Source organism: Gracilibacillus alcaliphilus (assembly GCF_016909015.1).
Classification (GTDB): Bacteria; Bacillota; Bacilli; order Bacillales; family Amphibacillaceae; genus Gracilibacillus; species Gracilibacillus alcaliphilus.
In genome coordinates this window covers 50,506-77,497 of the sequence record NZ_JAFBFA010000023.1, presented here as the reverse complement: position 1 = coordinate 77,497, position 26,992 = coordinate 50,506, and the positions used below count along the sequence as shown (strand labels likewise).

Here is a 26,992-nt window from a genome sequence, read left to right as displayed (position 1 = left end):
CATGGACTTTTCAGGCAGCCTGTTATATTACTGTTTATTATCTTTATCTGGATTTTCATCCGAGCCTTGCTTATCATCCGTCGGGCCATCATTCTGTCCCTCTGTTTCTGATTGAGGCTGAATGTTTACTTTTAATTCTAAAGAGGACGGATCATAATCTTTGCTTTTCTCCTTCGCATCCGCATCTTTCGCTTCTCCGTCTTGCTCAGATACAACAGGATCTGGCAGCTTGCCATCTTCAAATAATGATTTAATTTGACCAGCATCTAATGTTTCAATTTCTAACAGTGTTTGGGCGACAAGTTCTAACTTATCACGGTTTTCTGTCAAAATTTGTTTTGCTCTAGCATAAGATGACTGAATAAATTGCTGGATCTCTTGATCAATTTCATAGGCAATAGCATCACTATAGTTCTGCTCATTTTGCATATCTCGGCCTAAGAAGACTTGACCGCCAGTACTGCCAAACTGTAATGGACCGATCTTATCACTCATTCCATATTCCATAACCATTTTACGTGCAATACCAGTAGCACGCTGGAAGTCATTATGTGCACCTGTACTTACTTCACCAAAGATAATTTCCTCAGCTACACGGCCACCTAATAGACCGGTAATCTTATCAAGTAATTCTGGTTTCGTCATAAAGTAGCGATCTTCACGCGGTAACATGACGGCATAACCGCCCGCTTGACCACGTGGTACAATGGTTACCTTATGTACCATATCTGCATCATCTAGAACCATTCCAATAATGGTATGCCCACTTTCATGATATGCAACAATATTACGTTCTTTCTTAGAAATAACTCGGCTCTTCTTGGCTGGACCAGCAATTACGCGATCAATTGCTTCATCTACAGCCTCCATATCGATTTTCGTTTTGTCAGCCCTGGCAGCTACTAATGCCGCCTCATTTAAAAGGTTCTCCAAGTCTGCACCCGAAAATCCTGGTGTACGCATAGCAATTGTTTTTAGGTCGACATCCTCTGCCAACGGCTTATTACGAGCATGCACGCCTAATACATCTTCACGACCCTTTAAGTCTGGACGGTCTACTGTAATTTGACGGTCGAAACGCCCCGGACGTAACAATGCCGGGTCTAAAATATCTGGCCTGTTGGTTGCAGCGATAATAATAATACCTTCATTCTCGCCAAAACCATCCATTTCTACTAATAGCTGATTTAATGTTTGTTCACGCTCATCATGACCACCGCCTACACCAGCACCACGTTGACGACCTACGGCATCAATCTCATCAATAAAGATGATACACGGGGCGTTCTTCTTGGCGTTTTCAAATAAGTCACGAACACGTGAAGCACCAACACCAACAAACATTTCAACAAAGTCTGAACCACTGATAGAGAAGAACGGCACGCCAGCTTCCCCTGCTACAGCTCGTGCAAGTAAGGTTTTACCTGTACCTGGAGGGCCCACTAACAGAACCCCTTTCGGTATCGTCGCACCGATCGCAGCAAATTTTCGTGGATCTTTCAAGAAGTCAACAACTTCCACTAACTCTTGTTTCTCTTCATCTGCACCAGCAACATCACGGAAGCGCACTTTCTTCTTCTCTTCATTGTACATCTTCGCTTTGCTTTTCCCAAAGTTCATTACACGGCTTCCGCCACCCTGAGCTTGGTTAAGTAAGAAGAAAAATAGGATAAAAATAATAACAAATGGAATCATCGTTGTAAGGAACGTTACCCATCCGCTTGGTCTTTCCTCTTCCTGTACAAGTATATCTGGAGCAGCTTCACTGATATAGTCAATCATTGTTACAGTGTTAGGTACATTTGCGAAAAAAAGAGTTTCTTCCTCTGCACCTTCATTCATCGTACCAGAAACGCGAATAATCCCATGTGATGGGCGCATTTCCATATCAGAAAGCTCATTACTGTCCAATGCCTCGGTAAATTCCTGAAGCTTCAATTGTTCCGCTTGGTTGTTTTGGCCGGTAAAAATTTGTATAATCGCAATCACAACCAAAAAGATTACGAAATAAAGGATCACATTACGTATAATCCGATTCATTGCCTACCTCCTCCCGAAACGAGAAAACTATAGTAAATAGTATCATAACCAAAGACTTTGTGACAACTAATTACCTCTAAAGAATACAAATTTCTTATGCCTCTCCACTGTATATTTCTGGTTTCAGCACTCCAATATATGGAAGGTTGCGATATTTTTCCTGATAATCCAACCCATATCCTACCACAAATTCATTGGGCACTTGAAAACCGACAACATCTGCCTTAATGTCCACTGTCCGTCCGTCTGGTTTGTCTAGCAGAGTGACAATTTTAATCGATTCGGCTTTACGGTACTTAAATAGATCAACTAAATAACTGAGCGTTAAGCCACTGTCAATAATATCTTCGATAATTAAGATATCCCGTCCCTCTACTTTCGTGTCTAAGTCTTTGACAATTTTCACCTCTCCAGAAGACCGTGTATCATTGCCATAACTAGATACGTCCATAAAATCCATTTCTAAGTGATCATCGATGTTGCGGAGAATGTCTGACATAAATGGCAGCGCACCCTTTAGAATTCCTACAGCAAGTGGAAATTTGCCACGATACTCCTCTGTTAATTGCGCCCCTAGTTCTTTACATTTTTCCTGGATTTGTTCTTCCGAAATTAGTATTTCTTTTATTTCGCTATGCATCATGGTGCCTCCTGTTATTTGTTTCTATGTAATTCAATACCACATATTTCTCCTGCTTTAACTGCTTATCTATCTCGGCTTTTCGCAAGCCAATGATCCAAAGTAATGTACCATCTGCTCCAACCACAATCGGCCACTTACCTCTGTCTTCTAACGGAATCTTCTCATCAATAAAAATATCCTTGACCTTCTTACTGCCATCTAAACCTCTTACCCTTATTCGATCGCCTGGCTCTCTGGTTCTTATCGTCAAAGGAAAGAAAGAAGTGAGGGCAACAGGGATTTGTAATGTATGTTTATCCTCTTTTATATCTACCGAGGTATACGCTGCCTGCAAAAAAGCACCGTCTGTTAGCGGTATAGTATCAGGAATATGGATAAGACGATGGTCTTCCCCGTCCCGTTTTTGCGTGGAAAGGAAGTGGAAGCGGATTACATCATAGCTCTTCGTCACTTTCAAGCGGTTTGGAAAGTCAATTGTCACATTACTTCTGGTATTCCTTAATAGTTCAAAGAAATCTTTCTCATGTTGTACATGCAGATTGGCTGGCAATACATGATAAAGATAATTTAATATTAGATGAAAGGCTCTTCTTTGTAAAGCCATCGGGTATGTCTGAAACGCTTCAATTTGAAAAAAAACAATCGGATAGGAAAAAGTGGTTGTTTCTGCTAGCATCTTCTCGGTTTGTGCCATTAAATAGTCTTGATCCTCCGTTAATCGTTCCGTCATCGCCTGTATACGAATATGAAGCTGCGGTTCCCGCTGTTTCAAAAGTGGCATTACCTGATTACGAAGAAAATTCCGCATATAAGTGGAAGATTGATTAGACGGATCCTCCCTAGCCACAATCTGATAAACATCACAATAATGATAGATTTCTGGTTTGGATAGGGTAAGAAATGGACGGATCAGGTAACCACAAGCAAACGGCCTTTTGATCGGTATGCCTGTTAGTGAAGCAGGATTGGATTGACGAATCAGCCGCATTAATACGGTTTCCGCCTGATCATCTCCATGATGTGCTAAGGCAAGGAAATCCGCTTGATAGGACCTCATCACCTCTTCAAATACTTGGTATCGAAGGATTCGGGCAGCTTGCTGGGTTCCTTCCTTTTCCATTTGTTTACGTTGATTCACATCTACTTGCCTGCCAACAAACGTAACGCCCCATTTCTTGCATAGCTCGGCTACAAATTGTACATCCTGGGCTGATTCTTGACCTCTTAAGCCGTGGTCAATGGACACCGCTATAATCTCTAGATGCCATTCTTCTCTCAGCATCGTATAATACTTTAGTAAAAGCAAGGAGTCGGCCCCGCCTGATACACCTATGATTACCTTCGTTCCGTGTCGAATCAGCTGATAATGTTCCATAAATGGCCGTACCTGTTCATCAAGGTTTGATCGATTCACAAACCCTCACTCCATCCATGTAAGTTTTTCTTCTGTATCATTTTAACATAACTTCAGCGAGAACGTTTATCCTAATTATCTAACTGCCGGAAGAGGAGTGTCAAAATATCAGATCCACCACACCAAAATATGGATGACCACAAGTTACATCACCAGACACAGAGATAGTCTTCCCTGACGCTCCATATTGGTCGTTATCTTTATATGTCCTGAAGACACCGATCCCCATAAATATTTTAGTCACCCTCCTTATTGAGCTCATCCGTGTGCCTCTAATGATTCATACATCTTTAGCAGGGCTAAAAAGTTGCACCGTTTTTGGGAAGGTCAGAAATGCACTGGTGTATTTCTATTCTTCCCAAAAACAGTGCGTAAGTAAACAATGTGCAAGCACTGAGTCAGCATTTTCGTATGAAAAATTGCAAAATGAGAAATAAACCAAATCCAACATTTATCGGATTATATTTATTAGACTTTTTGAACCACCTCTATAGCATTAAATATAGACAATAACCCGCCCCAACCGTCAACACCCCAATCATCTCCACTACCGGATATAATGGTTCATTAATCGGCTGCACCTGTTTCGCGCGTGTTGTTTGGCGTTTCATTGCATGGGTAAGCAAAAAGCGATGAACCTGGCCTGCTTCATGGAACGTTTGGTCCACCAGCTGCTTTAACAAATGTTTTAATGGTTCGATATCGACAGCCTGGTCGATTTTTTGCCGTAAGGTTTTTCGAGGGTTCTGTCCACGTGCAAAACCATCAGGATAATACACGCGCAGAATGACCATCGCTAATGCAAACAAATCATAACCAGCATCCGCCTTTCTCGTTCCACAGCCCCAATAAGCCCGATCATAGAATTCGGTATATTCTTTAATAGCCCGCCCCTTCCATGTTGTACCGCCAACATCCACCCAGCGGAGTTTCGCCGGATTTCTGGCGACAATTAAATTCTCAAGCTTCAAATCTCCAAAAACATACCCCTGTTTGTGCAGCACCTCCAAATCTTTGACTAGGCCAAGCAATAAAGGACTCAGCCACTGATTGCCATTCTGGTTAATAAAGGAAGTTAACGTATCTCCTGATATATACTCCATAATATAAAAGGCATAGTGATGTCCTGCTGAGGTAACATAGTCATCCACGTCGATTAAAGCTGGCCCTAGGTGATGACCTTGGACCGCTTGGAATGACTTTAACACGTTCACCTCCGATGTAATCGCTGCACTTTGTATGCTCATTTTCAAAGCAACTTTCCGATTCTGATAAAGACAAAGATAGACCGTTCCAATTGCCCCGCTGCCTAGTAAGCGAATCACTTGATATTGGCGTTTATGCCATTTTCCGATAATTATTTGACCCTTACGCAGGCGAACGTCAGGCTTCTTCGATGTTGGAGAGATCATCTTTCCTAAATCTCCTTCGCAATGACTTCTTGCCGAATTGATACATTGCCTCTTTTAAAGCTGGTCCTGTTGGGGTAATACCCCCGCTGGAAATCTTCGAGAAAATGGAAGAAATCGAATCTAAGCGAGACGTCCAATCTACTAATTGTTGTATAGGCTTCTTCCGCCCTGGGAATTGGTAGACCGCAAAGCGATTATCTCCCATCCTCGCATTCATGCTAATCGATAAATCAATCAATGCTTCTTGCACAGCTAAAAGTTTATTTGCCATACTGGCACTGGTGTCTACTAGTACTAATACTTCTAATGAACAGGTTTCCCCTAATTCATCCACCACCTCCATAACCTCTCCGCGCTGCTCCGGCGGCAGCTCTTCGATTGTGGTTTCTTGACCCAATATATGTTTCAGTTCATGATTGACTACACCTTGCAAGGTTTCTGTCATAGCTTGCTTGGTAACGGTCTGCACCGTTTGTGTTAATGCCTGCTGATAAACAATTTGACTTACACCTCGGCCATTGACTGCAACATCCTCGACCTCTTCTAACCCTTCAGGTTGTTCACTCTGTGTATCTTCTAAAATACCAATCACATTTACGGTAATACCTTGTTCTGCCACAAGGCTGGCCACCATGGCTGGATTTTCGCCTTGATTGGAACACCCATCTGTGATTAAAAGAATTTGTTTTAAATTACCTGCTTTCATCGTATCTTCCTCCTCCAATTGGTATGAGCTATAATCTCATTTTCACCAATAGAATTTGGAAATATACCTTTATCAACTGATATTTTCCCTTTGAAAATGACGGAAGGAGCGAATAGGTGCCCATTCCGGGTGGTTCTCTTTAATTTCTGCCACCAGCACCGTCATATCATCACCGATCTCACCGCCTTGTGTACGTACCACTTCTTCTAATAAAATATCAGCCATTTCTTGCGGATCACTTGTTTCCATATCTAATAGTTTTTGTTCCATCCATTCATCGACATTATCAATATGTTTCGGCCCTTCCAAGATACCATCACTCATCATCACGAGAAAATCACCTGCTTGCAGCTGTGCACTGACTACATCTACATCTACCTCCTGAATAATGCCAATTGGCAAATTGCTAGCTTCAACCTTTTCTACTTGATCATGTCGCAAAATAAAGCTTGGTGTGGAACCCACCTTAAGGAATTGGACAAGGGCATGATGTAAATCAATCATTGCCAAATCAAGAGTGGCATAGATCTCATCATCTGTTCGTAAAGCCAGAATGGAATTAATCGATTTGATTGCCACCTGCTCGTGAAAACCTGATTCCAAAATCTGCTGTAACAAGCGTAATGTTTCGGTACTCTCTTCATGAGCACGATCCCCATTTCCCATCCCATCACTAATTGCTAAGGCAAACTTTCCTGCACCTAGGTCCATCGCTTTGTAACAGTCTCCTGATACAAGTCCGCCTCCTTTTGCCGCATGAGCCACCCCTGTCTTAATGTCGTATTTCCGTGCCGATCCAAAGGTAAAGAAGCTATGCCCTTTCACTAGTGGTGATATATCCTCTGTCACGGGAATGACCGTCTCGTCCAATATATCCGACAAAATAGGGGCAATAAGCTTGGCCGCTTCACCATGATATTGTTGAAAAGTAATCACCATTTCTACATCAATATTACCTTGCTCTAAGCTGTAAATATCCAGTTTTTCCAGCTCAATGCCGACATGCTTTAAGGCAGCAACTATTTCTAATTCCTGTTGTTCATGATTTTCCTTCTCCTTCATAATTTCGCCGGCAAAATTCTTCATAAAGTCAGATACACCTTGCAGCTGATCTGCAACAAACCGCCGGCTCTCCAAGACTTGTTTCTTTAATTGCTGATTCGCTTGAAAAAAGGATAACTCCTGCTGCATCGTATCCATCACTTTGCGTGATTTAATACAGTGATTTTCGAATTGACGATTGGTAATACTATTTAACTGCTTGTCCGCTTCGAGTTGATCCTTGACATCCTTCATTAAATTATATGTTTTATCAAAGTGCTGCACCCAGCATGTCTCTTTCTTGAAGCAGGTTTGGCACGTCTTTTCTGTCACATTGCTTAAATAATAGTCTACTTCCACATCATGCTCTTGCCATTGATGAGAGGTTGTCTGAAAACTATGCGAAAGCGCTTTGAATACATTGGAAAAACGCTCCACCCGATGCGCGGTCACATTGCGCACCTTCTGCAAATATTGTTCCTGTTCACGGGAATGTTCTATTGTTCCCGGGATATATTTGGCCAGCTGTTTAATGAGTTTATTAGGCGTTAAAAACAGCAATATAATGGCTAAGGCAGATTCCCATAAGGCTATCGATAAATATTCAGCGGCACCACTATACAAACTAACCAGCAGCGTACTGATTAGCAGCCCAATACTGACGCCTATTTTCCTGCCCTCTTTTAATAAACCGCCCAATAAGCCGGAAAATGCCAATAAACTCATTTGGAACACATTTGCAATATTTGCCAAACTTAAAATAAGCCCCGCCACCACCCCTACAGTAGAACCGATTGCTGCACCTCCTACCAGCGCTAACAATAATACTAAATAACGTGTAAGTACTTGTTCCATATGCGCTTGATACAGTTCTACCCCGATCACACCCGTCATAATAGATGCGATTAAAATAATGAAACATACAATTTCTTCATTTTTTAAAATTGGTTTATATCTTTTTGGTGATAATAATGGCATACTCTGCATAAAAATAAGAAAGAGCACTGTAGCAAGTAATCCTTCCACTAAGGCAATAATCCATTCGATGTAGGTAATCGGTACATTCATCGAATAAATCGTCATCCTCGGAATACTAGCTGCAGCAAACACAACGAATGGTAAAATTCGCTCGAGCGCCTTTGCTTGCTGTATAAACAGAGAAACAACGAAAAATACGGATAGGGCCAACAAAATATACATACTGTGCGGGAGACTGTATGTAAGTGCTCCTAACATAGCAAAAATTAATAAAGGAAACACCTTGTCCCGACGCAGAAACCAAACCGCTGCTACAAAAGCAATAACAAATGGCGAAAGGGTAGATAAAATAACTGCCCTGCCTAATAAGAAGCCAATTATATAAATGAACACACCCTTTTCAAACATCAGGGTTGTCCATTGCTTCCATAGTTTACTTCTTGTCGCCTTGATCGTTTCTTGTGTACTGGTCCATAATGATTTTGGTTTATTTTCCGTATATGTGTTCATTAATATCACTCCTCTGTCCATATTAAAGCACAGCTTGTTTTGAGATTTTGTCAAAACAAGCAAAATGCAGTTCTAAAAAGTTCGACGCCATTCTTTAAATATATAGGAAACCGACAGATTCCTTTCCATTTAAGACGGCTTGTCTCTCCTTTTTTGGCTGACTGTGTTGATATCAAGGGAGCGATTTTTTTAGTTTAGGTACGGTTCAAAAAATTCAACTCTATCCTCGCACTTGATTCATTTCACACACCTACCTGAGCTGAACCGCCAGATGATTTTTATCTCGCTAACAGACAGGCACTGAACACAGATAAAGAAAACCGTTGACAGAAAGGACAAGCTGTTGTATTATATTTTTTGTGTCTTTCAAAGGTTTTTTGATGAAGGCGGTGTAGCTCAGCTGGCTAGAGCGTACGGTTCATACCCGTGAGGTCGGGGGTTCGATCCCCTCCGCCGCTATCCTAATAAATGCCCTGTTATCGCTTATCGATAATAGGGTTTTTTACATTACAGAACAAAAGCGTAGAGTGCTTAATGCTGGACAGTATCATTCCCCTCCTAGAGCTTAAACAGCTAAGATATAATCTCAGCATTTGATGAAAGGTCCACTCCTTTGAAATTTGAAGAGATCAAGTAGCCATAGAGAGGTCAATAGAAATGAACTTCTTGACGGTCTCATAAATCATATACCTAAAAAGAGGGACTGTCGCACCATGTAGTTTCCATTGTGCAACAGCCCTTCTTCTTTTGTAGGGAATGATAAAAAAATAACGTATCGGCAAGCAAAGATACCGGGGGTTACTTAACTGTTTAAGCGCTAGGGATTGGGCTTTTGCAAAGAGGCTGTGTTCTACTTAGCTGTTTAAGCCCCAAGGAGTTGTCATTTGCAAAGATGCCGGCTTTATCGTTTTCCGACATTCATCTCCCACCTATCGTTGGGTTTCACCCTTCATACGACGGAGGAGGGAAGCTTCTATCGGAAAACGATAAAAAATAGCCTCCCTTATCCATTGGTAATAAGGGAGGCTATTTTTCTCTTGACTTATATCTTCACGAGTCACATCCATCTTCTACGTTTCATAGACAGCAAGTTATTAGCCTTTTCTCGCTCCTCGTCCGCCGCGTTTGGATTCTGTGTGTTTTTTTAGTGTTGCTAAACGATCTTCAGAATCTTTTAAGAAGCGATTCATTTTCTGTTCAAATGATTCGGTTCTTTCACGGTTATTTTTTGAATGTCCTTGACTTTTGCGACGATTAGATTGAGTTGGTTCATCTTTCGCTTTCTTAATAGATAAACCGATCTTACCATCATCCTCTACATTAAGAACCTTCACTGTTACTTCATCGCCAACAGTTAAATGTTCATTAATGTCTTTTACGTAATTATCGGCAACCTCACTAATGTGAACAAGCCCTGTCTTACCACCTGGTAATTCAATGAATGCTCCAAAATTAGTGATACCTGTTACCTTACCTTGTAACTTGCTGCCTACTTCGATTGACATAAAAAAATTGCTCCTCCTTAGAATGTTAAAAAAATATATATTGCAATTATATTATAGCCAAGCAAGTAAAGCGGTGTCAATAAGATGGCTCTTCTTCTGGTAATTTAAATACAATTTCGCCTTTTTCTGTGAAGAAATAGTTAGTTTTGGCTATTTGTAATAAATATTCCTCATCGTTTAAGAGTTCTATCTCACCATTTAATTGCTTTTCCTCTTTTTCCATATCTGCTAGTTGATCGGATAATTCTGTATACTGCTGTTGCATATTATGGTGCTTCAAGCGCTGATTCACGTGAAAGGAAATGAGGCTGATCATAATAATTGCAGCGGCAATACCAAATATCATAAGTCTTCTATACAACTTCTTCTTGCGTCGTTTTTGACGCTTGACTTGAGCATCATGCTGGTCAAAATATGCTTCATTTATTCGGGATACTTTGTTTCGTCTAGCCATACGATCCATTTCCTCCTCTATCTTTATTTTGCATTTCTCTTTATTTTACTATAAAACGACTTAAAAAGCTGTAGATATTTTTTCGCATTTTTTGAGAAGATTTTTCCGACATGCCCCCCTAGCCAAAACAAAGGAGATAATAACCACCTTATGACTACCCAAATTATGGTGAGCAGTTTGAGAACGACAGCCACTAACATAGTCACAATCCAGACGATAGGCTGTATAATCAGCAGACGAAGCAGACGATAAATAAAGCGATAGATACTTTTTACCACATGAATCAATACTTCAAGCATTCGATGATACAGTCGTTCCAGCAATGCCTTAAACATGGCATACCCACAAAGAACTGCTAACAGCAAATAGAATCTGACAATCCCTTCATTGGCTATAAATAGGATGGTGTACAGTACAATTGCTTGTATCAACCAAAATAATACTTCCAGCAGATACTTCCATAGTATGCTGCTTATCCATAAATGTTCAAAACGCTTGAAGGTGTGATAGGCCATCCCCAGATAAACACCCGACAATATCATAGCCAGCAGCGTGATAAACTGTGTGCTTAATGTCATTTAAATAGCTTGCTAAACAAGCCTTTAGCTTTCTCCCCATGATGCTCATCTAAATAAGACAGCTCATATATCTTCCCTTTTATCGATACAATACCGGACTCTACATCCAAGTTCTTCATTTGCAGATTTTCCCCTCGGATAACGAGATAACCCATTACCGTTTGCAGGAGAAATTCTTCACTATCGAAGCTATCTACCTCTTTCACTCCATCTATCTCTAGTAAACGGCGGTTCGACATCTTCACCTGGTGCTCTAATTGTGACGTTGGGGTCGGTTTTTTTTCATAATAATTCATTTTTACTGTTCCCTCCTTTATCCATTATTAATCTATGAATAGATGGACAAGTTTAGAACAGTAATAGTACGTGAAAAATAACTAGTTTTTCACCGAGCACATATACCCTTTTCACCATATATCAATTATTACTCAACGTTTATTGCTGAATATATTCCTCTTGTTTCGTCGTATATAGCTGAGTGGCTTCCTCTTTTCTGACGGTTTCTTTTAATTGATCGATTTCAATAGTTACAAGCTTCTGGCCAAATTGAATCTTCAATTCATCGCCGACAGAGACACTGGTAGAGGCCTTCGCCACGTTGCCATTCACGGTAATCCTGCCTTGATCAGAGATCTCTTTCGCCAGTGTCCGGCGTTTAATTAAACGAGATACTTTAAGAAATTTATCTAAACGCATATGATTCCCTCCTGATGATCTATGATTTCTGTTCCAGCTGCTTAGCTTCCTCCCAAAAGCGATCCAGCGCTTCTAAGTCAAATGATTGCCAAGTTTGCTGACTCTCCTGCACCTTCTTCTCTACATACTGGAAACGTTTTTTAAATACATGGTTAGTACGCATTAATGCAATTTCTGGATTAAGTTTATAATATCTTGCTAGATTAATCATTGCAAATAGAATATCGCCAAATTCTTTCTCCTGTTGTTCGCGTCCTTCCTGTTGAAGGGCTTGCTTAAACTCAGTTAATTCTTCATACACTTTGTCCCATATCGGTTCCGGCTCCTTCCAATCAAAGCCTACCTTGGCGGCCTTCTTCTGGATTTCTTCCGCCAGCAAAGTGGCAGGTAACCCTGTTGTCAAAGATGATAGAATCGTATTGGGCTCATCCTTCTCTGTTTGCTTAATGACCTCCCAATTTCTAACTACTTCCTGCTCATCCTTTACCTCCACATCACCAAAGACATGCGGGTGACGGCGAATCATTTTTTCGGTAATACTATATATTACGTCATCAATCGTAAAAAATCCTGCTTCTGTTCCAATTTGACTGTGAAGCATCACTTGTAGGAGCACATCACCCAGTTCTTCAGCTAGGGCCTCATCATCTTGCTGGTCGATCGCTTCCAAAACCTCATAGGCCTCTTCCAGCAAATATTTTTTTAATGTTTGGTGTGTTTGTTTTTGATCCCATGGGCAGCCACCAGGCGCCCTTAAGGCGGCTATCACTTCTTGTAAGCGATGAAACTGATGGTTTAGCTGTTCTTTGGCAGCTGGTGCGACATACACACTAGTTAAATTGCTCAATTCCATCTGTTGATCTAATTCTACTAATGAAATTTGTTTGATTGACTCTTGCTGACTTCCAACCGCCTCGACTATGGTAACAGGATGTTCTGGCGGCAGATCTTCCAATAAGGTCAACTTCACCTCAGAAGCAATAAAGGCATCATAAACTTGACAGAAGACAAGGTGTTGCTGGTATGTCAACTGAGACCGGCTGAAAGACGTTGCATCGACAAATTGAAACCCTTCAATTGGGTCGATCTGCAGTGCCGAGAACAGATCATCCAAGAAGCTTTGACCGCCTAGTATTTTTACTTCTACATCCGCGTGCTGCAAGAGCAGCTGTACGGTTTGCTCCGCCAGCATCGGGTGACCTGGCACGGCATAAACGACTTTCCCGATATCCCCCGCTTGTTCTGCCAGTATGTCAACAATATGCCGGTAGACCTCTTCAAAACGGTCATATTGTTCATAAATGGTATCAAATGATTGGAAAATTCCTCCTTCTTCCATTAATGTCTGAATCACAGGGTGATCGACGGTGCGTACAAAACAATTTTTCTCCTGCGTTAACTTTTTATAAATACCTAGCGGCAGCTGATCGATATCACCGCCGCCAAGGCCAATTATTTCTATGATTGGTTTCATCGTTGTCACCTTTTTTCTATATAATGTACATTTTCAAAAAATTCGATAAAAAGAACCATCATCGGTTAAGTTCGCAACATCGTGTTACAACACCGATACTAGCACATCCTGTACGTCAAAGTTCAAGGCGGCGCAGCCTTGAAGCCACAGAGCATATGCTTTTCATACGTGAGTAGCGGACTTGCACAGGAAATGTTGACTTCTGCGTTACCCACATGATGTGGGTAACCTTAGTAGAAGTTCCCCTACCGCCAACACAGACATTTGCTGTGTCATTTTTTGGACTTTTTTCAACAACCTCTTAAAATTATATTTACTGTTTCCTCCGCAAAGATAGTCGTTTCCGTTCTTTTTCATCCAATGCTCCGGTTTTAATAATCACTATACCATATATCATCAAGCCTGCTAACACACAGCCAAGCACATACAGCAATAAGCTGAGCCTGCCCTCAAAAGACGGCATAACCCATTTCAAAATAGATAATACGACTGCCATCGCGCCACTGGCCAGCAGCATTTGCCTCCAGGGCATTGGGAAGAGATGGGCAAGCTTCATGCGCGACGATAATAGACGATAATAGGCTGAGGCAATACAAGCAAGCGTCACTACCGTGGCGATAGCTGCTCCAATGATCCCTAACTTAGCAACCAAAAAATAATTTAACCCTAGCTTGATCACCAGCCCGCCCAGCAGAATAAAAGCCGTCCATCTGATATAACCGAATCCTTGCAGCACGGACGCAAGCGTTACCGCTAAGGAAGAAAATAAAATAGCCAAGGCGAGAACCCGTAAAGTGGCTGTTCCACTCTGATTCTGGAAAAAGAGTTGATTGACTTCTGGAAACAAAATGATCAAACCTACAGTAGCACCCACTGATAATAAAATACAATATTTAATCGTCGTTCTCATTTTTATCAATGTGCCTTGACGATCCATCTGCCATGACAAGGCGGTTACTTGTGGAACAAGGGCTAGAGCAAGGGAAGAGCCTAGCACAGTTACCAATTGTACCAGCGGCTGTCCGCGGTCAAAGATACCCTTGATTTCTCTGGCCTCTGCCAAAGATTCCCCATAAGCAGACAGGGCTGGGACAATCGTAAAAGCATCTGCCAGCTGCATTAATAACAGCAGCATATGGTTTAAACTAATAACCACGCCAGAGAGAACAATCGAACGAAAGAGAAAACGGATGGTCGGCTGTGGTACAGGTGCGATTCCCTTTTGTAAACGAATATGACGCAGATAAAATGGCCATAAAAACAAAAAGGCGGTCAACAGACCAGCACCTGCAGCCATTGTTGCACCATTCGCAATTTGAGATACATCCAGTTGATGGTTAAAAATCAGTATAGCTGTTCCGATAATTACAAAGGCACGAATAAATTGCTCCACCATTTGCGAATAAGCGGTGGGCTCCATCCATTGATCTGCTTGTGTCACTCCTCTGAATAAGGCCACAAACGGAACAGCTAGGAAAACCCAAGCCGCATTTCTCAAAGGACCAGCTAACTGCTGATCACCCATGAACAAGGCTAATACTGGACTGACCACTAGAAAAAGCATAGTCAGCAGCAAACTAAATCCTATCATCACAAATAGAATCCGCCGATAGATTTGTTGATGTTTTGCCGCTGGCCACTCTGCTAGATATTTTGAAATCGCAGATGGGAAACCATATAAAGCAAACATTGCCGCAATCCCTAAGATAGGATATAGCTGTTGATACATATAAAATCCGACATCACCAGTAAGATTCTGTAGGGGGATGCGGTAAAAAGCACTAATTACTTTACTAAACAGTCCCGCAACCATTAAGGCAAAGGCGCCTGTATAGATTTGTTTCGATCGTGTCATTAGGTTCTTCCTCTACTTCTAAATTATTAGCTATTATAACATAGTGTATGCAAAAATTTGCTGGCAATGAAAATAGAGCTTAAGGAAATGGCTGTTTCTTTCCTTAAGCTCTAGCCTCTAAATGATAGACTGCCTTTTGAATGGCGGCCTATTAACGTATTGATAGAGATCTCGATACGTATTACTATGTTTCATATGTCTCCTCTGCAAGCCTCATTTTGAAAGACGTAATAGTTTAGGCTCTGTGAAGCCTTGATTATCGATAAAGGCATGAGCACGAGAAGGCGCTAAGGTCAGTTGTTCATAGCGTTCGTGCGCAGGAATCCAAAATCGCCGGTACCTCTCTTCAACGGCTTGAGTCGAACCAACCCAAGCCACATCTCTTTGCAGAGCCCGTTTCACCATGGTTTCATTATCAATATCAAGCCATATGACATAATCCCAGTAACCAGCGAGCTCCGAGTGGAGAAGAAATATACCATCAATAATAGCAATATCTCTATCTCCTACATGGTGCCATTGCTCTGGCACCTCTTTGTCGTGAAATGAATCCCAAAGGGCTAGCCGGCATCTTCGACTTTCTCCAGGCCCAAGAGGCCGCAAGACGAAATGGGCAAATGAGTATAATCATATCCATATTCGTAATAAGATTGTGCGGTCCATTCTCCTTGCTGTGAACGTTTTTTATGCCCTGGATAATGAAAATGATCAATAGAAGCTCGAAGCACTCCGCGTGTTCGCTCTTGGACTGCTTTAGCTAACTCATCGGATAATGTAGTCTTTCCTGCAGCAGATCGGCCATCTACTGCAACCCTTAGCGGGTAATCTACATGTAATGAGACCATTTTATCGGCCAAAGCAGCGATTACAGCAGATCTCGACCATTCTGGTATGTTAGACATGTTCTTCCCCTCCTGAAATCATATGTCGGCAATTAGTTCAAAGATGAAGTTATTTGTATTACAGATACATATCTAAAACATACACGGTCTCTTAAGGAAATAATAGACTTATATTGTATTTTTTTATATACTAAAATGTATCTACGGCCTAATAACGGAATTTACTCTACTGATATATCTATTACAGCATTATCCATCCTAGAAAAAATGGATTTCCTTTTACAACTTCTGCCCATAATAACGATCGAGCGAAAAGCCCCTGCCAAGAATCTCAGAAGCGTTAATAAAAATAGTGAAGGCTTCTGGTGCCTCATTTTGCAGCAGCCGCTTTAACTGCACTGCTTCCGGCTGTTCTGCTACACAAAGAATCATCGTTTTATCTAACTTGGAATAACCGCCAACCGAACGGATCTTGGTGAGTCCACGATCAATCCCCTCCTGAATAAGCTGCTGCACCTTATCCTCTTCTTCCGTAATGATCATAATCAGCTTAGTAGAAGAAGTACGTAATTGCACAAAATCAATTGCCTTACCTGAAATATAGATCGCCAGCAACGCAAATAACGTTAGCTCAATATTAAATACAATAATAGAGGTAATCACGACCAGACCGTCTACAATAAATTGAGAATATCCGCTGGAGATACCAGTAAACTTTTTGACCACCTGAGCGATCGCCGTGGTGCCGCCAGTAGAGCCCCCTCCTTTATAGACAACTCCTAATCCTGCACCTAGAATAAGACCGCCATAGAGGGCACTAAGAAACGGATTGGTGATCGTCAACGGTATATCTGCCGTTAGAAAAATAGTAAGTGGTACCCAAGCAGTACCGACTAACGTCTTAAAGCTGAACTCTTTTCCTAAGGTAAACAAACCAATAAAGAAAATCGGAATATTAATGGCAAATTGCACAATAGCGGGGTTGACCGCATACACCTCAAACAAAATCGTACTCACACCTGAAATCCCGCCAGCTGCCAGACGAGCCGGCAGGAAGAAGATGTTATAAGCAAGTCCGACAATCGTCGCCCCGATAATAATGTATATATATTCTTTTAATGACTTAGAGGTAAAGCCTTTTTTCATAGCCGATGTTCCCTTCTTTCCTAATATCATGCCCATTTGAGCCTATATTACTTTAACATTGTCTGAAAGAAGAGTAAACAGCCAGGGGAGTGAATCTTTTGATATATTTCATCAGAGCAGGTCGGCTGAAAAAGATTGCATGACTCCAATGTTTACCTACTAAAGTCACTAAAAGAGGTTGTTCAAAAAGTCCAACAAAAATGACACGGCGAATTTCTGCGTTGGCTTGCTTTTCCGCTACTCACGTATTAAAAGCATACGCTCCGTTGCTCTAAGCTGCGCCGCCTTGAACTTCTTGGTCCTTTTTATCGACCTTTTTGAACACACACTAAAAATAAAATTTTTGTATTAATCTGTCTGCTTAAGCGACATTTGCTTTAATTTCCAAAGCCTTATGATTTACAGTCTATCCATATACATCAACAACTTCTATTAATATCTTTTGAAAATTGTACTAAGGAGCCAAAACTTCGTTCCTGTCTGCAATCTCAAGGATTCATTTACTGAGTACACAATCTATGAAAAATTTCGTATTTGTCCAAACCATCCAATGCAGCCTTTGATGGCAAAGTTTCGGTAACAGGAGGCTCCTTTGTACTGGCTAAAGGATCGTCTGGATTGGCGGCACAAGGATAATAGCAGTTTCCTTCATATACAAATGATTTCCAGCCATCAGGCGGTGTATCATGGAAATAGAACATATTGTGTTTAAAATGATGGGAATGACCCGCAGCTTGGGAACAGATATCCAGTGTCCCTTCATACTGGAAAAATACATTCTGATCAAATTTCGCATGGAATCCGTCATCCCTCTGAACAATGCAACGTCTGTCATTCACACTAATATTATGTCTTAGAATCGTACCCTCATAGTTCTCGTTATGATTAATCCCCGCACAATCCAACCAGAAGCCACCCTCATTATCATGAGTGTAATTATACTGAAAAATGTTCGTACCAGCACATCCCCAATCTGTATCAAATGCAGTTCCGTCATTTTCAAACAATCTGGTTCTTGCTACTTCGTTGAATTGAATCAACGCATCGGAGACAGCACACACCCATATTCCTGCGATCAATCTCGTATCCGTTAGATTACCCAATGCTCCCGCATCATAGCACCGGTTATGTTCAATCAGAGGTGAGATACTATTTGCCACGATAATTCCATCAGAACCTGTGCGCTGGATAAGATTATCCCGTACCACAATACCAGTATGATAGATATCTATGATAAAATCTTCATGCTAATTAATCCGAATACCACTAGTTGTTAGATCATGAATATAGTTCCCGGAAATAACGATATCATCCAAATGACAAGTTTCCGAGGAACGGCCCGGAACACTGACATAAATGCCTGAATTCCAATACATACTTTGATAAGTATCCAGATTCCGCCGGTTTTCGCCGGTAACATCTGACACCTCGCAGTTCTTAATATGAATCCCTGCAGTAACCGCTCCTTCTTTTCCATAAACCGCAATACCATTTCGGAGCGCTCTTTCCGCTGCATAGTTGGTTACGCTAATATGTTGAATTGTCCAATAGCTCACACTGTCCAGCTTCACCGCAGCCTCTGCTCCATTGCCAGCTATCAGCGGCTTCTCCCCTTCTCCATATTGATCCACCACAATCGATTGTCCTTGTTTCCCAGACCCGCTTGGACACAACATCCCCTGCCACTGGCCGCCTGATCGAAACAAAATTCGGTCTCCTGGAAGGAATGTAGATTCATTAACTCTGGAGATTGTTTTCCAAGGCCGCTCCACTGACAGGCCGTCAAAGCAATCATCGCCTTCTCTATCATTTTTATAAAATGTCCGCATCTATACCCCTTCCTTTCCAATCTTTTCATACAAAAATAATCTTTATATTGACCCATAGTCCTGCTTACTCTATACCCGGAGTCTACGGATAGCTTCTTGTCTAACGGTTATAATATCCTATCAGCAAACACTGACCCTTTCGGTAATATTTTTCTCAAAACTTCCAGCCTGAAAGCGGTCGGCCAAGCAACAAGCCATTGTGTTGGCCTATTCTCTGTGGAACCATAAGTATAGTTTACTGATTCATCTTGACTGCCCACAGGACGAGGTGCTTTCCCGTCCAGCCTCAGATTTCCATCAGATATTCCCAGCTGACCATGTACCCAAATAGCATGAGCTCTCTCCAGCCATTGTGTATGCTGCGTGTACTCCCCTAAATCATACAGCTCATGTACATAAAAGAGGGCATAAGGATCCATTCCGCCATGGATAGAAACAGCTGTCCCGCCAAATGTATCATAAGCAAGCTGTCCTAATAAACTGTCGCTTGGAAATGGTTTGGAATAATGCCACTGCCAAGTAGATAAATACCATGCCGCGTGTTCACCAAAGACAAGGTACTGAGGATCCAGTGTTATTTGATATAGTATTAGACTACTTTTTAACAAAGGGATGCTTGATTCCTTATCAATAGTTAAATTATCCAAAGCTCCCCCTGTCGTATAGCCGTTAGACATTAACTCGTTCATATAATATAAATAGCTTCGTTTTGCTGCAGCCAAATAATCTTGATTATTCGTTAAGCGCGCTCCTTCACATAAAGCCAACATCAGAAAAGATCCTGTGCTGCCTTTTTCCATGGCTGGAGACAAATCTGATTCCAGCCAACTTTTAGCAATAAATCCTTCTTCATTCATCATTTGCAGAGTGAAATCACAAATCTTACGTGCCATCTCCCCATACGCTGTACGTTTATATCCTAATGAGAAAGCAAGTTGTTCCGCCTCAAAAAATTGAATAGCAGCCGTTCCAAGATTGCAAGCATCTATCGTCTTATCAAAACCATTCGTGTAGATGTTATCATCATAGTGGGTGGGAATAAGACCATTTGGACGGGCAGCGGCTATCCAGGCATCGAGTACTCGAATGCCCATTTCTGCAGCATTCTTGTCCCCATTCATCTGTGCATGAACAAGGAGTGAATTAGCTAAGGAAGCATTTTGACCGCACCAGCCGATCTCATACTTCTGCTTTTCACGCTTGATCCATTCTCCATTTTTCCATGTATAACCAATGCTAAAACCACAGAATCCGTCCTCCTCTTCCGTATACAAACTTTTAGCATAAGCAATACCTATATCCCATAAATTCTGGTAAGAGCGGACTGGCGGTTGACGTGTATAATCATGCTTCCATGCTGTCTTCAATAACTTACACCACTGATAACGCGGCTGTTCTATCGGACTCAAAACAAGCATGACTTGGAAAATAAATCGTGTTTCGATCGGCTTACAAAAGTCTTCGACCCGCTGCCCTCCAGTTATAACCGGTAAGGGGCCATCTTGCTCAGGCCATAACATGTCATGAATTGTTTTTCCCTCTTTCATATAAAGGGAACAAGCACCATCTCTTTGCCCCTTTGGCAGAAACATTGCCACAGATACATTTTCTCCCTCTGAATAGGTTGCACCAGGAACACTCATCCTGTGCCAGCCAAAACGCCAAGGCTTATCAGATGAAGGTTCTTTGTTTCCTACGAAATAAGTAGGTTCATGTTTTTTTTCTAACTTTTTATTACCTACAGCGGCATTTCTTACATCGATAAAATCCTCCACGTAACATTGATTGCCATCATACTGCAACGCAGGTATTAACTGATAATCTGCAACATAATCTGCCTCGAACCGCATTACCATCGAATTCACCTTCGTAGCTGTCCGCCTCGTCCAGCATACAACCCCGTCCTCCACCAAGACAAATGAGTCTGCTGCTTGCTTATCAGAAACAGCCGTTCCCAGCTTCTTTCCATCTAGATAAAATTCGGTACCATGCGGCCCTTCAAGCCATTCCATATTTAACATGTATCTCTTCTCCTTAACATCATTTTTATTTAACGGGAGACTTATCTGGTAATTAGCGTTCGGTCCGTTAACTTCTTTGAAATCCCACCAAGCCCTGATGTGAGGGCTTACGGATGGTTGGACCGAGTTAAAAAATCAACACTATGCAAAACATTTCGGAATTTTCCGTCTAGCATAAAGTGAAACTTCGTTCAGTGGGGTTTTTCCATCCCTACTGAATCGTTAGTTGAACCAATCGGGCCGTTACTGACTGTTGAACCTCCCACTTAGAAATGACGTGTTCCCTTATTTCTTGAAGTGGGAGGCATACAGCCAGTTACACTGCGATAAAAGTTGTTCCACTGCACAAACAGTTCTAACTGCGCCTAAATCCGTGCCGTAACACTTCTAATCGAAATGCCGTTGGCCATGCTACTAGCCACTCGGATACACTAAATTCACTGCCCCATTTGGTTTGAAAAAACCCCTCATCCTGACTGCCGGCAGATCGTTTTTTTCCTAAGATCTCTAAATTCCCATCAGAGACACCAATTACAGCATTATCCCACACTGCATTTGCACGTTCCTTCCACATACGATCGCCTGTTAATTCACCAAGTTCTAACCATGCATGAACAAATTTTAATCCGTAGGCATCGATATGATGATGTTGAGTGGAAACACTTGTACCACCAAATGTATCATAGTCTAATTGATGCAATATGCTGTTTTTCGGGTAATGCACTTTATGGTGCCACTGCCAGGTAGCCAAATACCATGCCGCATATTCTGCCTGTTCCAGGTACTTTGCATCGTTAGTTAACTTGTATAAAGCCAAACCAGTTTCCAATAATGGAATAGCGGATTCTTTATCGATACAATAAGTATCTAATGCACCGGCTGTGGAGTAGCCTGTTTCCATTAGTCCGCTCATATAATAATCATAGCCCTTAATCGCTGTGTCTAAGTATTTTTCCTTTTTCGTATATTGATAAGCAGTAATTAATGGTGTTAACAGGAATGCACCAACCGTTCCTTCTCGATCATATGGCTGCCCATGTATATCCCAGGACTTTCCGATCTTTCCGTCCGTGGTCATTTGACTGACGGTAAAGTCACCTATTTCTAAGGCTAGTGTTTTGTACGCTGTTTTCTCTATTCCAAGTTGTTGACATAATTCATAAGCTTCAAAGTACTGCTGTGCAGCTGTTCCTAGATTACAAGCATCCTGAATTGCCGTTGTGTCACCATCTATAACTGCTTCAAAATGGCAATACACGATACCACTTGGTAATCTAGCATGCTCCACCCATGAATCTAAGGTTGATAGACCTATTTCTAAGGAAGATTTATTTTTCGTCTTCATATAATCATAAATCATTGAATTAGCAAGTGAGGCATTTTGCCCACACCAACCAATTTCATATTTCCTAGCCTGTTCCCATTCTTCTTGTTTATCATTCCAATGAACACCGATAGAAAATCCTTTAAATTTACCCTCTTCTACTCTCAGACTATTTTTGGCATATGCTATTCCAACATCCCAAATCCAATCTGTATCAAAGGTGGTTGCTGTTGGATGGATATTTAACCTCCATGCAGCTTGAAGCATTTTTTTCCAAGCCGGGGCTGAACCATCTACTGTATCTGCTACAATTACAGCAGTCAGAATGGTTTCGTTGTCTGTTACTAGAGGCCAACGATGGCGATAGGGCTCACCATAGCCATCTCGTTTCACATAGGTTAACGGTTGTTCTTGTTCCGGCCATATTAACTTATGCCTCGTTCCTTGTTCATTTGGCTGTAATGAACAAGAAAAATCAATCCCCTCATAGTGACCAAACATGCCAACACTATACTGATCATTTACACTAAACGTCCCTCCTGGTACTGCTGTTCGATGATAAGCAAATTGCCAAGCTTCCCCTTTATACTCCAACCCTTTTGGTTCTAATCCTTCTCCCCAACCATTTCCATTATAAGTTACACCTGGAATCATTTGATATACAGGGTGGAAGGCGATTTCAAAACACATTTCATGACTTGGAAGGATACTCCAATCCTTTTGATCATGTCTTAGCTTTCTTTTCCATATAAAGACGCCATCATCAAGTTCTTCCACACTATCTGTATATAAAAAAGCGGCATCTGGTTTGTTCATGATAGAACCTATTTTCACTCCATCATAATAAAGAGTATCATCGTTCCAATAAAAATAAGACATACTTTTTCTCCTCATCGTAATATGTTTAATAGTTCTTGCTAGAACAATCCTCCGTTGATTTTAGAGCAGCTTATCCTTTGACACTCCCAATTACAATTCCTTTTACAAAATAACGCTGTAAGAAAGGATAAACTAAAAAAATAGGCAAACACCCGAGGAAAATTTGGGCAGACTTTAGCGTTCGATCAGAGATTTCTGATAACCCTTCAAGATCACCAGATGTAATCATTGATAAATCCTGTTGAATAATAACCGTTTGTAAAAAGCTCTGTAATGGATAATTATCGGGTTTGTTCATCAAGATTAATCCATCAAACCAGCTGTTCCAATGCATGACTAATGAAAACAAGGTAACGGTCGCAAGTACTGGCAAAGAAAGCGGAATATAGATTTTCCATAAAATCGTCCAATGTCCAGCACCATCTACATATGCTGCTTCATCCAATTCCTTTGGTAACTGCCGGAAAAAATTAATTAATAAAATAACATTAAATACTGGTACAGCATTTGGTAAAACCAGAGCCCATATCGTATCTAATAACCCAGCCTCTTTAATCACAATGTACCAAGGTATCAAACCACCATTAAAAAGCATTGTCATAAACAAAAACCATGCTAAAAAGGTCCGCGGTTTAAATTCTTTTGGTTCTCTTGAAATGGGATATGCTAAAAGAATAGTTACTAGAAAGTTAATCGTTCCACCTAAAAGAATCCGTTGAAAGGAAACAAACATAGATCGCCAAAACTCACTTTTGGCAGCTACATATTCATAAGAGCTCAACGTGAATTCGACTGGCCATAGCATAACCTCACCGGCTGCTGCTGCCGAACTGGAGCTAAATGAAAGGGCTAATACATGTATAAGCGGAAAAAGACACGCTAAAGCGAGCAGGATTAAAAAGACGTTGTTAAACCATGTAAAATATTTATATCCTTTTGTTTCCAACCTAATCCCTCCCTTAGAAAATGCGATAATCAGCAAATCGATACGCTAAATAATAGGCTAGCGAAACTAATATACAGGATACTACTGACTTAAATAAGCCCACTGCAGCTGCAACACCATACTGAGCCTCCATTAAACCAATTCGATAAACAAATGTATCGATAATATCTCCACTTTCATACACTTGTGGACTATATAGATTAAATACTTGCTCAAAACCTGCATTAAGAATGTTGCCTAAACTCAATACTGCCATTAGAACAATAACCATCCTCATACCTGGCAGTGTGATATGAAGCGTTTGCTTCCAGCGATTAGCACCATCAATCCTTGCAGCTTCATATAGTTCCGGGTTGATTCCCGTAATGGCAGCTAGATAGACGATGGTTCCGAAGCCAAACTCCTTCCAAATATCTGATCCGACTAGAGTAATAGGAAACCAACTATTATTTCCTAAGAAAAAGATGGGTTCAATGCCAACCCAACCTAACATCATATTAACAATTCCTTCAGAAGGCGATAAAATATCGATCAAAATTCCACCAAGAATAACCCATGATAAAAAGTGAGGTAAATAGATGGTAGTCTGAATCGTTCTTTTTAATGACATCACCCGAACTTCATTAATTAAAATGGCTACGGCAATGGGAACAATTAGTCCAAAAATAATTTTCAAAATAGCAATATATAGTGTATTCCACAATACCCGGAACGCATTTGGTAATTCGAGTACATATAGGAAGTTATCCAGCCCAATCCATTCTTGGTCCCCAAGCAGCCCTTTTGCCGGAATAAAATTTTGAAATGCAATGACAATACCTAACATGGGGCCATAAGAAAATATTAGAACTAATAAAACACCAGGTATTACCATGAGATATAAAGGTAATTGTGAACTCCTCAAGAAATCTCCCCCCTTTGGATAGAGGAAAGTGTAGATATTTCCACACTTTCCTCTATCTCTGCATTCAATTAGTTCACATTTTGATACCACTCATTAACTTCTTGAGTAATCTGCTCACCGCCAAGACTTTTCCAGTCTTCCACGAATTTATCAAATTCATCGATATCTGCGTCTCCTAGGATGATTTTTGTAAATACTTCATTCTGCAGCTGTTCTAAAGTGGCGTTTTTCTCAGCCATTGTTGGCGTTGGTGCACCATTAAATTCATCTCTCATAAATAAGTCCTGGTTTACATATTCATCCATGATTCCAAAAACACCCTCTTCAGGACCATAAATACGTTCCCACCCCCAAAGACTGTCATCACCATCTTCAAATGCACTCACACGACCATTAATTACTTTAGCTTCACCTTCTAATTGATCTGTTGTGTCATTCCCAACGGCTTCACGAATAGCTAAAAAGGCATCTAAGTTTTTATTCGGAGGAGACGGTGTTGGCGGAGATAGCTTCCATGTCCCCTCTGCTCCGTCTGGCATATAGTATTTATCAAATTCTGCTGTTTCTCCCCAATTTTTCTCAATAAAGCCGTTAAACATCTTCACTATAGCTTCTTCATGCTCTACATCTTTTCTTACTACCCACCATGAAGTGGTACCTAAAGTGATTTGCGGCCTTGCCGGCTGATCATCAACTGATACAAGCGGGTAAGCCTTCCATTGAGCATTTGGATCATTGTCACGATTGGCTTGTAATGGCCAAAGCGATGTCCACTGCTGACCAAAGTGTAAGCCATTTCGGCCTGCTGCTGGATCCTCAGCGACTTTGTCACCTGGTTTGACACCAAATTCCCTATCAATCTGTCCCGAACCAAACATATCTTGTAATGTTTGTAATGCTTCTTTGACTTCAGGCTGAATCGATCCATAAACTATTTCTCCTGATGCATCTTTTATCCAAATATTCGGATAAGCGTGGAAACCATTAAAGAATCCTTTAAGACCTGCATAACCATCCCATAAATCTTTGGTAACAGCGAGTCCTGTCGTATCATCCTTTCCATTTCCATCTGGATCCTGTGTTGTAAATGCTTCCGAAATAGCTAATAAATCATCCATTGTTTTTGGCTCAGGCAGTCCCAGCTTTTCCAGCCAGTCTGTACGTACCCAGACAAATTCTGCGCCATCTATGGAAGAGCTCATATTTGGTAACCCCCATAGTTGCCCATCGATAGTTGCCGCATCAAATGGACCTGAACCATCTGATTCTAATACTTCCTTTGCAAATGGGGCTACATAGTCTTCATAAAGGTCCGTTAGTTCCATAATCATGTCTGCTTTTACTAATTGATTTAATTGTGTCGCATTGACAGAAACAAAATCAGGGATATCACCAGAAGCTAATGATACGTTCATTTTTTGATCAAATTGATCTCCTGCTGAAGCCGTCCAATCATAGGTAACGTTTATCCCTAATTCATCACGATAATAATCTAACCAGACGTTATCTTCGATTGTTTCCCCATCAACCAAAGCCAAATCTAACGTAGAATCGATGGATCTAACGAATGAGACATCAATAGCTGGATCATACTTACCAAATGGCTCCTTATCTTTCTCACTGCTACTGTTATCATCAATTGTAGTATCAGAATTCGAACAAGCAGTTATAACGATAAATAGGCACCCAAACAACAGGATAAGAAACAATTTCGTCAGTTTAGTCAAAACTATCTTCCCCCTTATTTCATAATTAAAAAGAAAGCGCTCTCTTTATCTTATTATCTTACTTTTTC

24 protein-coding genes and 1 tRNA gene are annotated in these 26,992 nt (G+C 41.1%); 1 reads left to right on the top strand and 24 read right to left on the bottom strand.

Features of this window, described 5'->3' with window-relative positions; all coding sequences use genetic code 11:
- Window positions 1-27 precede the first annotated feature (27 nt).
- The 7 genes from ftsH to spoIIE form a co-directional block, all read right to left on the bottom strand.
- Window positions 28-2,040, bottom strand: coding sequence for an ATP-dependent zinc metalloprotease FtsH (gene ftsH / locus JOD18_RS15805; RefSeq protein ID WP_204670097.1), 2,013 nt, complete (start codon window positions 2,038-2,040; stop codon window positions 28-30).
- A 94-nt stretch (window positions 2,041-2,134) separates the two neighbouring features.
- A complete protein-coding gene (gene hpt / locus JOD18_RS15800) occupies window positions 2,135-2,680 on the bottom strand; it encodes a hypoxanthine phosphoribosyltransferase (protein ID WP_204670096.1) in 546 nt (181 codons plus the stop codon).
- Complete coding sequence (gene tilS / locus JOD18_RS15795) at window positions 2,673-4,097, bottom strand: tRNA lysidine(34) synthetase TilS (protein ID WP_204670095.1); 1,425 nt, start codon at window positions 4,095-4,097, stop codon at window positions 2,673-2,675. The genes hpt and tilS overlap by 8 nt, the downstream gene beginning before the upstream one ends.
- Before the next feature lie 100 nt (window positions 4,098-4,197).
- On the bottom strand, window positions 4,198-4,341 hold the full coding sequence (locus JOD18_RS15790; RefSeq protein WP_204670094.1) for a hypothetical protein: 144 nt from the start codon (window positions 4,339-4,341) through the stop codon (window positions 4,198-4,200).
- Window positions 4,342-4,585: 244 nt separating this feature from the next.
- Complete coding sequence (locus tag JOD18_RS15785; RefSeq protein ID WP_204670093.1) at window positions 4,586-5,509, bottom strand: protein kinase domain-containing protein; 924 nt, start codon at window positions 5,507-5,509, stop codon at window positions 4,586-4,588.
- Entirely contained in the window at window positions 5,481-6,215 is a 735-nt protein-coding gene (locus JOD18_RS15780; protein ID WP_204670092.1) for a vWA domain-containing protein, read from the bottom strand. Before JOD18_RS15780 ends, JOD18_RS15785 begins: the two co-directional genes overlap by 29 nt.
- Before the next feature lie 72 nt (window positions 6,216-6,287).
- Window positions 6,288-8,744, bottom strand: coding sequence for a stage II sporulation protein E (gene spoIIE, locus JOD18_RS15775; protein WP_204670091.1), 2,457 nt, complete (start codon window positions 8,742-8,744; stop codon window positions 6,288-6,290).
- Between the two features lie 385 nt (window positions 8,745-9,129).
- On the opposite strand from spoIIE, the gene JOD18_RS15770 reads away from it, so the two are divergent.
- Window positions 9,130-9,203: transfer RNA gene (locus JOD18_RS15770), tRNA-Met, on the top strand.
- 635 nt (window positions 9,204-9,838) lie between these two features.
- Here JOD18_RS15770 and JOD18_RS15765 read toward each other — a convergent pair.
- The 17 genes from JOD18_RS15765 to JOD18_RS15685 form a co-directional block, all read right to left on the bottom strand.
- Complete coding sequence (locus JOD18_RS15765) at window positions 9,839-10,249, bottom strand: S1 domain-containing RNA-binding protein (RefSeq protein ID WP_204670090.1); 411 nt, start codon at window positions 10,247-10,249, stop codon at window positions 9,839-9,841.
- A 76-nt stretch (window positions 10,250-10,325) separates the two neighbouring features.
- Entirely contained in the window at window positions 10,326-10,703 is a 378-nt protein-coding gene (locus JOD18_RS15760; RefSeq protein WP_204670089.1) for an FtsB family cell division protein, read from the bottom strand.
- 23 nt (window positions 10,704-10,726) lie between these two features.
- Window positions 10,727-11,281, bottom strand: coding sequence for a spore cortex biosynthesis protein YabQ (gene yabQ, locus JOD18_RS15755; RefSeq protein WP_204670088.1), 555 nt, complete (start codon window positions 11,279-11,281; stop codon window positions 10,727-10,729).
- On the bottom strand, window positions 11,278-11,577 hold the full coding sequence (gene yabP, locus JOD18_RS15750; RefSeq protein WP_204670087.1) for a sporulation protein YabP: 300 nt from the start codon (window positions 11,575-11,577) through the stop codon (window positions 11,278-11,280). Before yabP ends, yabQ begins: the two co-directional genes overlap by 4 nt.
- A gap of 139 nt (window positions 11,578-11,716) precedes the next feature.
- Window positions 11,717-11,977, bottom strand: coding sequence for an RNA-binding S4 domain-containing protein (locus JOD18_RS15745; protein WP_204670086.1), 261 nt, complete (start codon window positions 11,975-11,977; stop codon window positions 11,717-11,719).
- Between the two features lie 19 nt (window positions 11,978-11,996).
- Window positions 11,997-13,451 (bottom strand): bifunctional methyltransferase/pyrophosphohydrolase YabN, encoded by a 1,455-nt coding sequence (yabN, locus tag JOD18_RS15740; protein ID WP_204670085.1) that lies wholly within the window; start codon window positions 13,449-13,451, stop codon window positions 11,997-11,999.
- Between the two features lie 313 nt (window positions 13,452-13,764).
- Window positions 13,765-15,306: a putative polysaccharide biosynthesis protein gene (locus JOD18_RS15735; RefSeq protein ID WP_204670084.1), complete on the bottom strand. Its 1,542-nt coding sequence runs from the start codon at window positions 15,304-15,306 to the stop codon at window positions 13,765-13,767.
- Window positions 15,307-15,519: 213 nt separating this feature from the next.
- Window positions 15,520-15,909: a nucleoside/nucleotide kinase family protein gene (locus tag JOD18_RS15730; protein WP_239588167.1), complete on the bottom strand. Its 390-nt coding sequence runs from the start codon at window positions 15,907-15,909 to the stop codon at window positions 15,520-15,522.
- Window positions 15,867-16,208 carry a nucleoside/nucleotide kinase family protein gene (locus tag JOD18_RS15725; RefSeq protein ID WP_204670082.1) on the bottom strand — a complete coding sequence of 114 codons (342 nt, stop codon included), beginning with the start codon at window positions 16,206-16,208 and terminating at the stop codon, window positions 15,867-15,869. The genes JOD18_RS15730 and JOD18_RS15725 overlap by 43 nt, the downstream gene beginning before the upstream one ends.
- 219 nt (window positions 16,209-16,427) lie before the next feature.
- The gene (locus tag JOD18_RS15720; RefSeq protein WP_204670081.1) at window positions 16,428-17,294 is read right to left on the bottom strand and encodes a YitT family protein; all 867 of its coding nucleotides are present in this window, start codon (window positions 17,292-17,294) and stop codon (window positions 16,428-16,430) included.
- Between the two features lie 500 nt (window positions 17,295-17,794).
- On the bottom strand, window positions 17,795-18,454 hold the full coding sequence (locus JOD18_RS15715; RefSeq protein ID WP_239588166.1) for a hypothetical protein: 660 nt from the start codon (window positions 18,452-18,454) through the stop codon (window positions 17,795-17,797).
- Window positions 18,455-18,541: 87 nt separating this feature from the next.
- On the bottom strand, window positions 18,542-19,123 hold the full coding sequence (locus JOD18_RS15710; protein ID WP_204670079.1) for a hypothetical protein: 582 nt from the start codon (window positions 19,121-19,123) through the stop codon (window positions 18,542-18,544).
- A gap of 107 nt (window positions 19,124-19,230) precedes the next feature.
- Window positions 19,231-21,144 carry a hypothetical protein gene (locus tag JOD18_RS15705; protein WP_204670078.1) on the bottom strand — a complete coding sequence of 638 codons (1,914 nt, stop codon included), beginning with the start codon at window positions 21,142-21,144 and terminating at the stop codon, window positions 19,231-19,233.
- A gap of 355 nt (window positions 21,145-21,499) precedes the next feature.
- Window positions 21,500-23,347: a glycoside hydrolase family 127 protein gene (locus JOD18_RS15700; RefSeq protein ID WP_204670077.1), complete on the bottom strand. Its 1,848-nt coding sequence runs from the start codon at window positions 23,345-23,347 to the stop codon at window positions 21,500-21,502.
- Window positions 23,348-23,417: 70 nt separating this feature from the next.
- Complete coding sequence (locus JOD18_RS15695; RefSeq protein ID WP_204670108.1) at window positions 23,418-24,299, bottom strand: ABC transporter permease subunit; 882 nt, start codon at window positions 24,297-24,299, stop codon at window positions 23,418-23,420.
- A 7-nt stretch (window positions 24,300-24,306) separates the two neighbouring features.
- Window positions 24,307-25,167, bottom strand: coding sequence for an ABC transporter permease (locus tag JOD18_RS15690; protein ID WP_204670107.1), 861 nt, complete (start codon window positions 25,165-25,167; stop codon window positions 24,307-24,309).
- Window positions 25,168-25,265: 98 nt separating this feature from the next.
- Entirely contained in the window at window positions 25,266-26,924 is a 1,659-nt protein-coding gene (locus JOD18_RS15685) for an extracellular solute-binding protein (RefSeq protein ID WP_239588164.1), read from the bottom strand.
- Window positions 26,925-26,992 lie beyond the last annotated feature (68 nt).

Excerpts from the sequence above, each read along its gene's own strand:
- JOD18_RS15735 (WP_204670084.1), bottom strand. The coding sequence starts at position 15,306 with ATGACACGATCGAAACAAATCTATACAGGCGCCTTTGCCTTAATGGTT.
- JOD18_RS15785 (WP_204670093.1), bottom strand. The coding sequence starts at position 5,509 with ATGATCTCTCCAACATCGAAGAAGCCTGACGTTCGCCTGCGTAAGGGT.
- yabN (WP_204670085.1), bottom strand. The coding sequence starts at position 13,451 with ATGAAACCAATCATAGAAATAATTGGCCTTGGCGGCGGTGATATCGAT.
- yabQ (WP_204670088.1), bottom strand. The coding sequence starts at position 11,281 with ATGACATTAAGCACACAGTTTATCACGCTGCTGGCTATGATATTGTCG.
- JOD18_RS15705 (WP_204670078.1), bottom strand. The coding sequence starts at position 21,144 with ATGTTAAATATGGAATGGCTTGAAGGGCCGCATGGTACCGAATTTTAT.
- JOD18_RS15725 (WP_204670082.1), bottom strand. The coding sequence starts at position 16,208 with ATGTCTAACATACCAGAATGGTCGAGATCTGCTGTAATCGCTGCTTTG.
- spoIIE (WP_204670091.1), bottom strand. The coding sequence starts at position 8,744 with ATGAACACATATACGGAAAATAAACCAAAATCATTATGGACCAGTACA.
- JOD18_RS15745 (WP_204670086.1), bottom strand. The coding sequence starts at position 11,977 with ATGCGTTTAGATAAATTTCTTAAAGTATCTCGTTTAATTAAACGCCGG.
- JOD18_RS15700 (WP_204670077.1), bottom strand. The coding sequence starts at position 23,347 with ATGTCTTATTTTTATTGGAACGATGATACTCTTTATTATGATGGAGTG.
- JOD18_RS15760 (WP_204670089.1), bottom strand. The coding sequence starts at position 10,703 with ATGGCTAGACGAAACAAAGTATCCCGAATAAATGAAGCATATTTTGAC.
- ftsH (WP_204670097.1), bottom strand. The coding sequence starts at position 2,040 with ATGAATCGGATTATACGTAATGTGATCCTTTATTTCGTAATCTTTTTG.
- JOD18_RS15690 (WP_204670107.1), bottom strand. The coding sequence starts at position 25,167 with ATGGTAATACCTGGTGTTTTATTAGTTCTAATATTTTCTTATGGCCCC.
- yabP (WP_204670087.1), bottom strand. The coding sequence starts at position 11,577 with ATGAATTATTATGAAAAAAAACCGACCCCAACGTCACAATTAGAGCAC.
- JOD18_RS15720 (WP_204670081.1), bottom strand. The coding sequence starts at position 17,294 with ATGAAAAAAGGCTTTACCTCTAAGTCATTAAAAGAATATATATACATT.
- hpt (WP_204670096.1), bottom strand. The coding sequence starts at position 2,680 with ATGCATAGCGAAATAAAAGAAATACTAATTTCGGAAGAACAAATCCAG.
- JOD18_RS15765 (WP_204670090.1), bottom strand. The coding sequence starts at position 10,249 with ATGTCAATCGAAGTAGGCAGCAAGTTACAAGGTAAGGTAACAGGTATC.
- JOD18_RS15710 (WP_204670079.1), bottom strand. The coding sequence starts at position 19,123 with ATGCGGACATTTTATAAAAATGATAGAGAAGGCGATGATTGCTTTGAC.
- JOD18_RS15780 (WP_204670092.1), bottom strand. The coding sequence starts at position 6,215 with ATGAAAGCAGGTAATTTAAAACAAATTCTTTTAATCACAGATGGGTGT.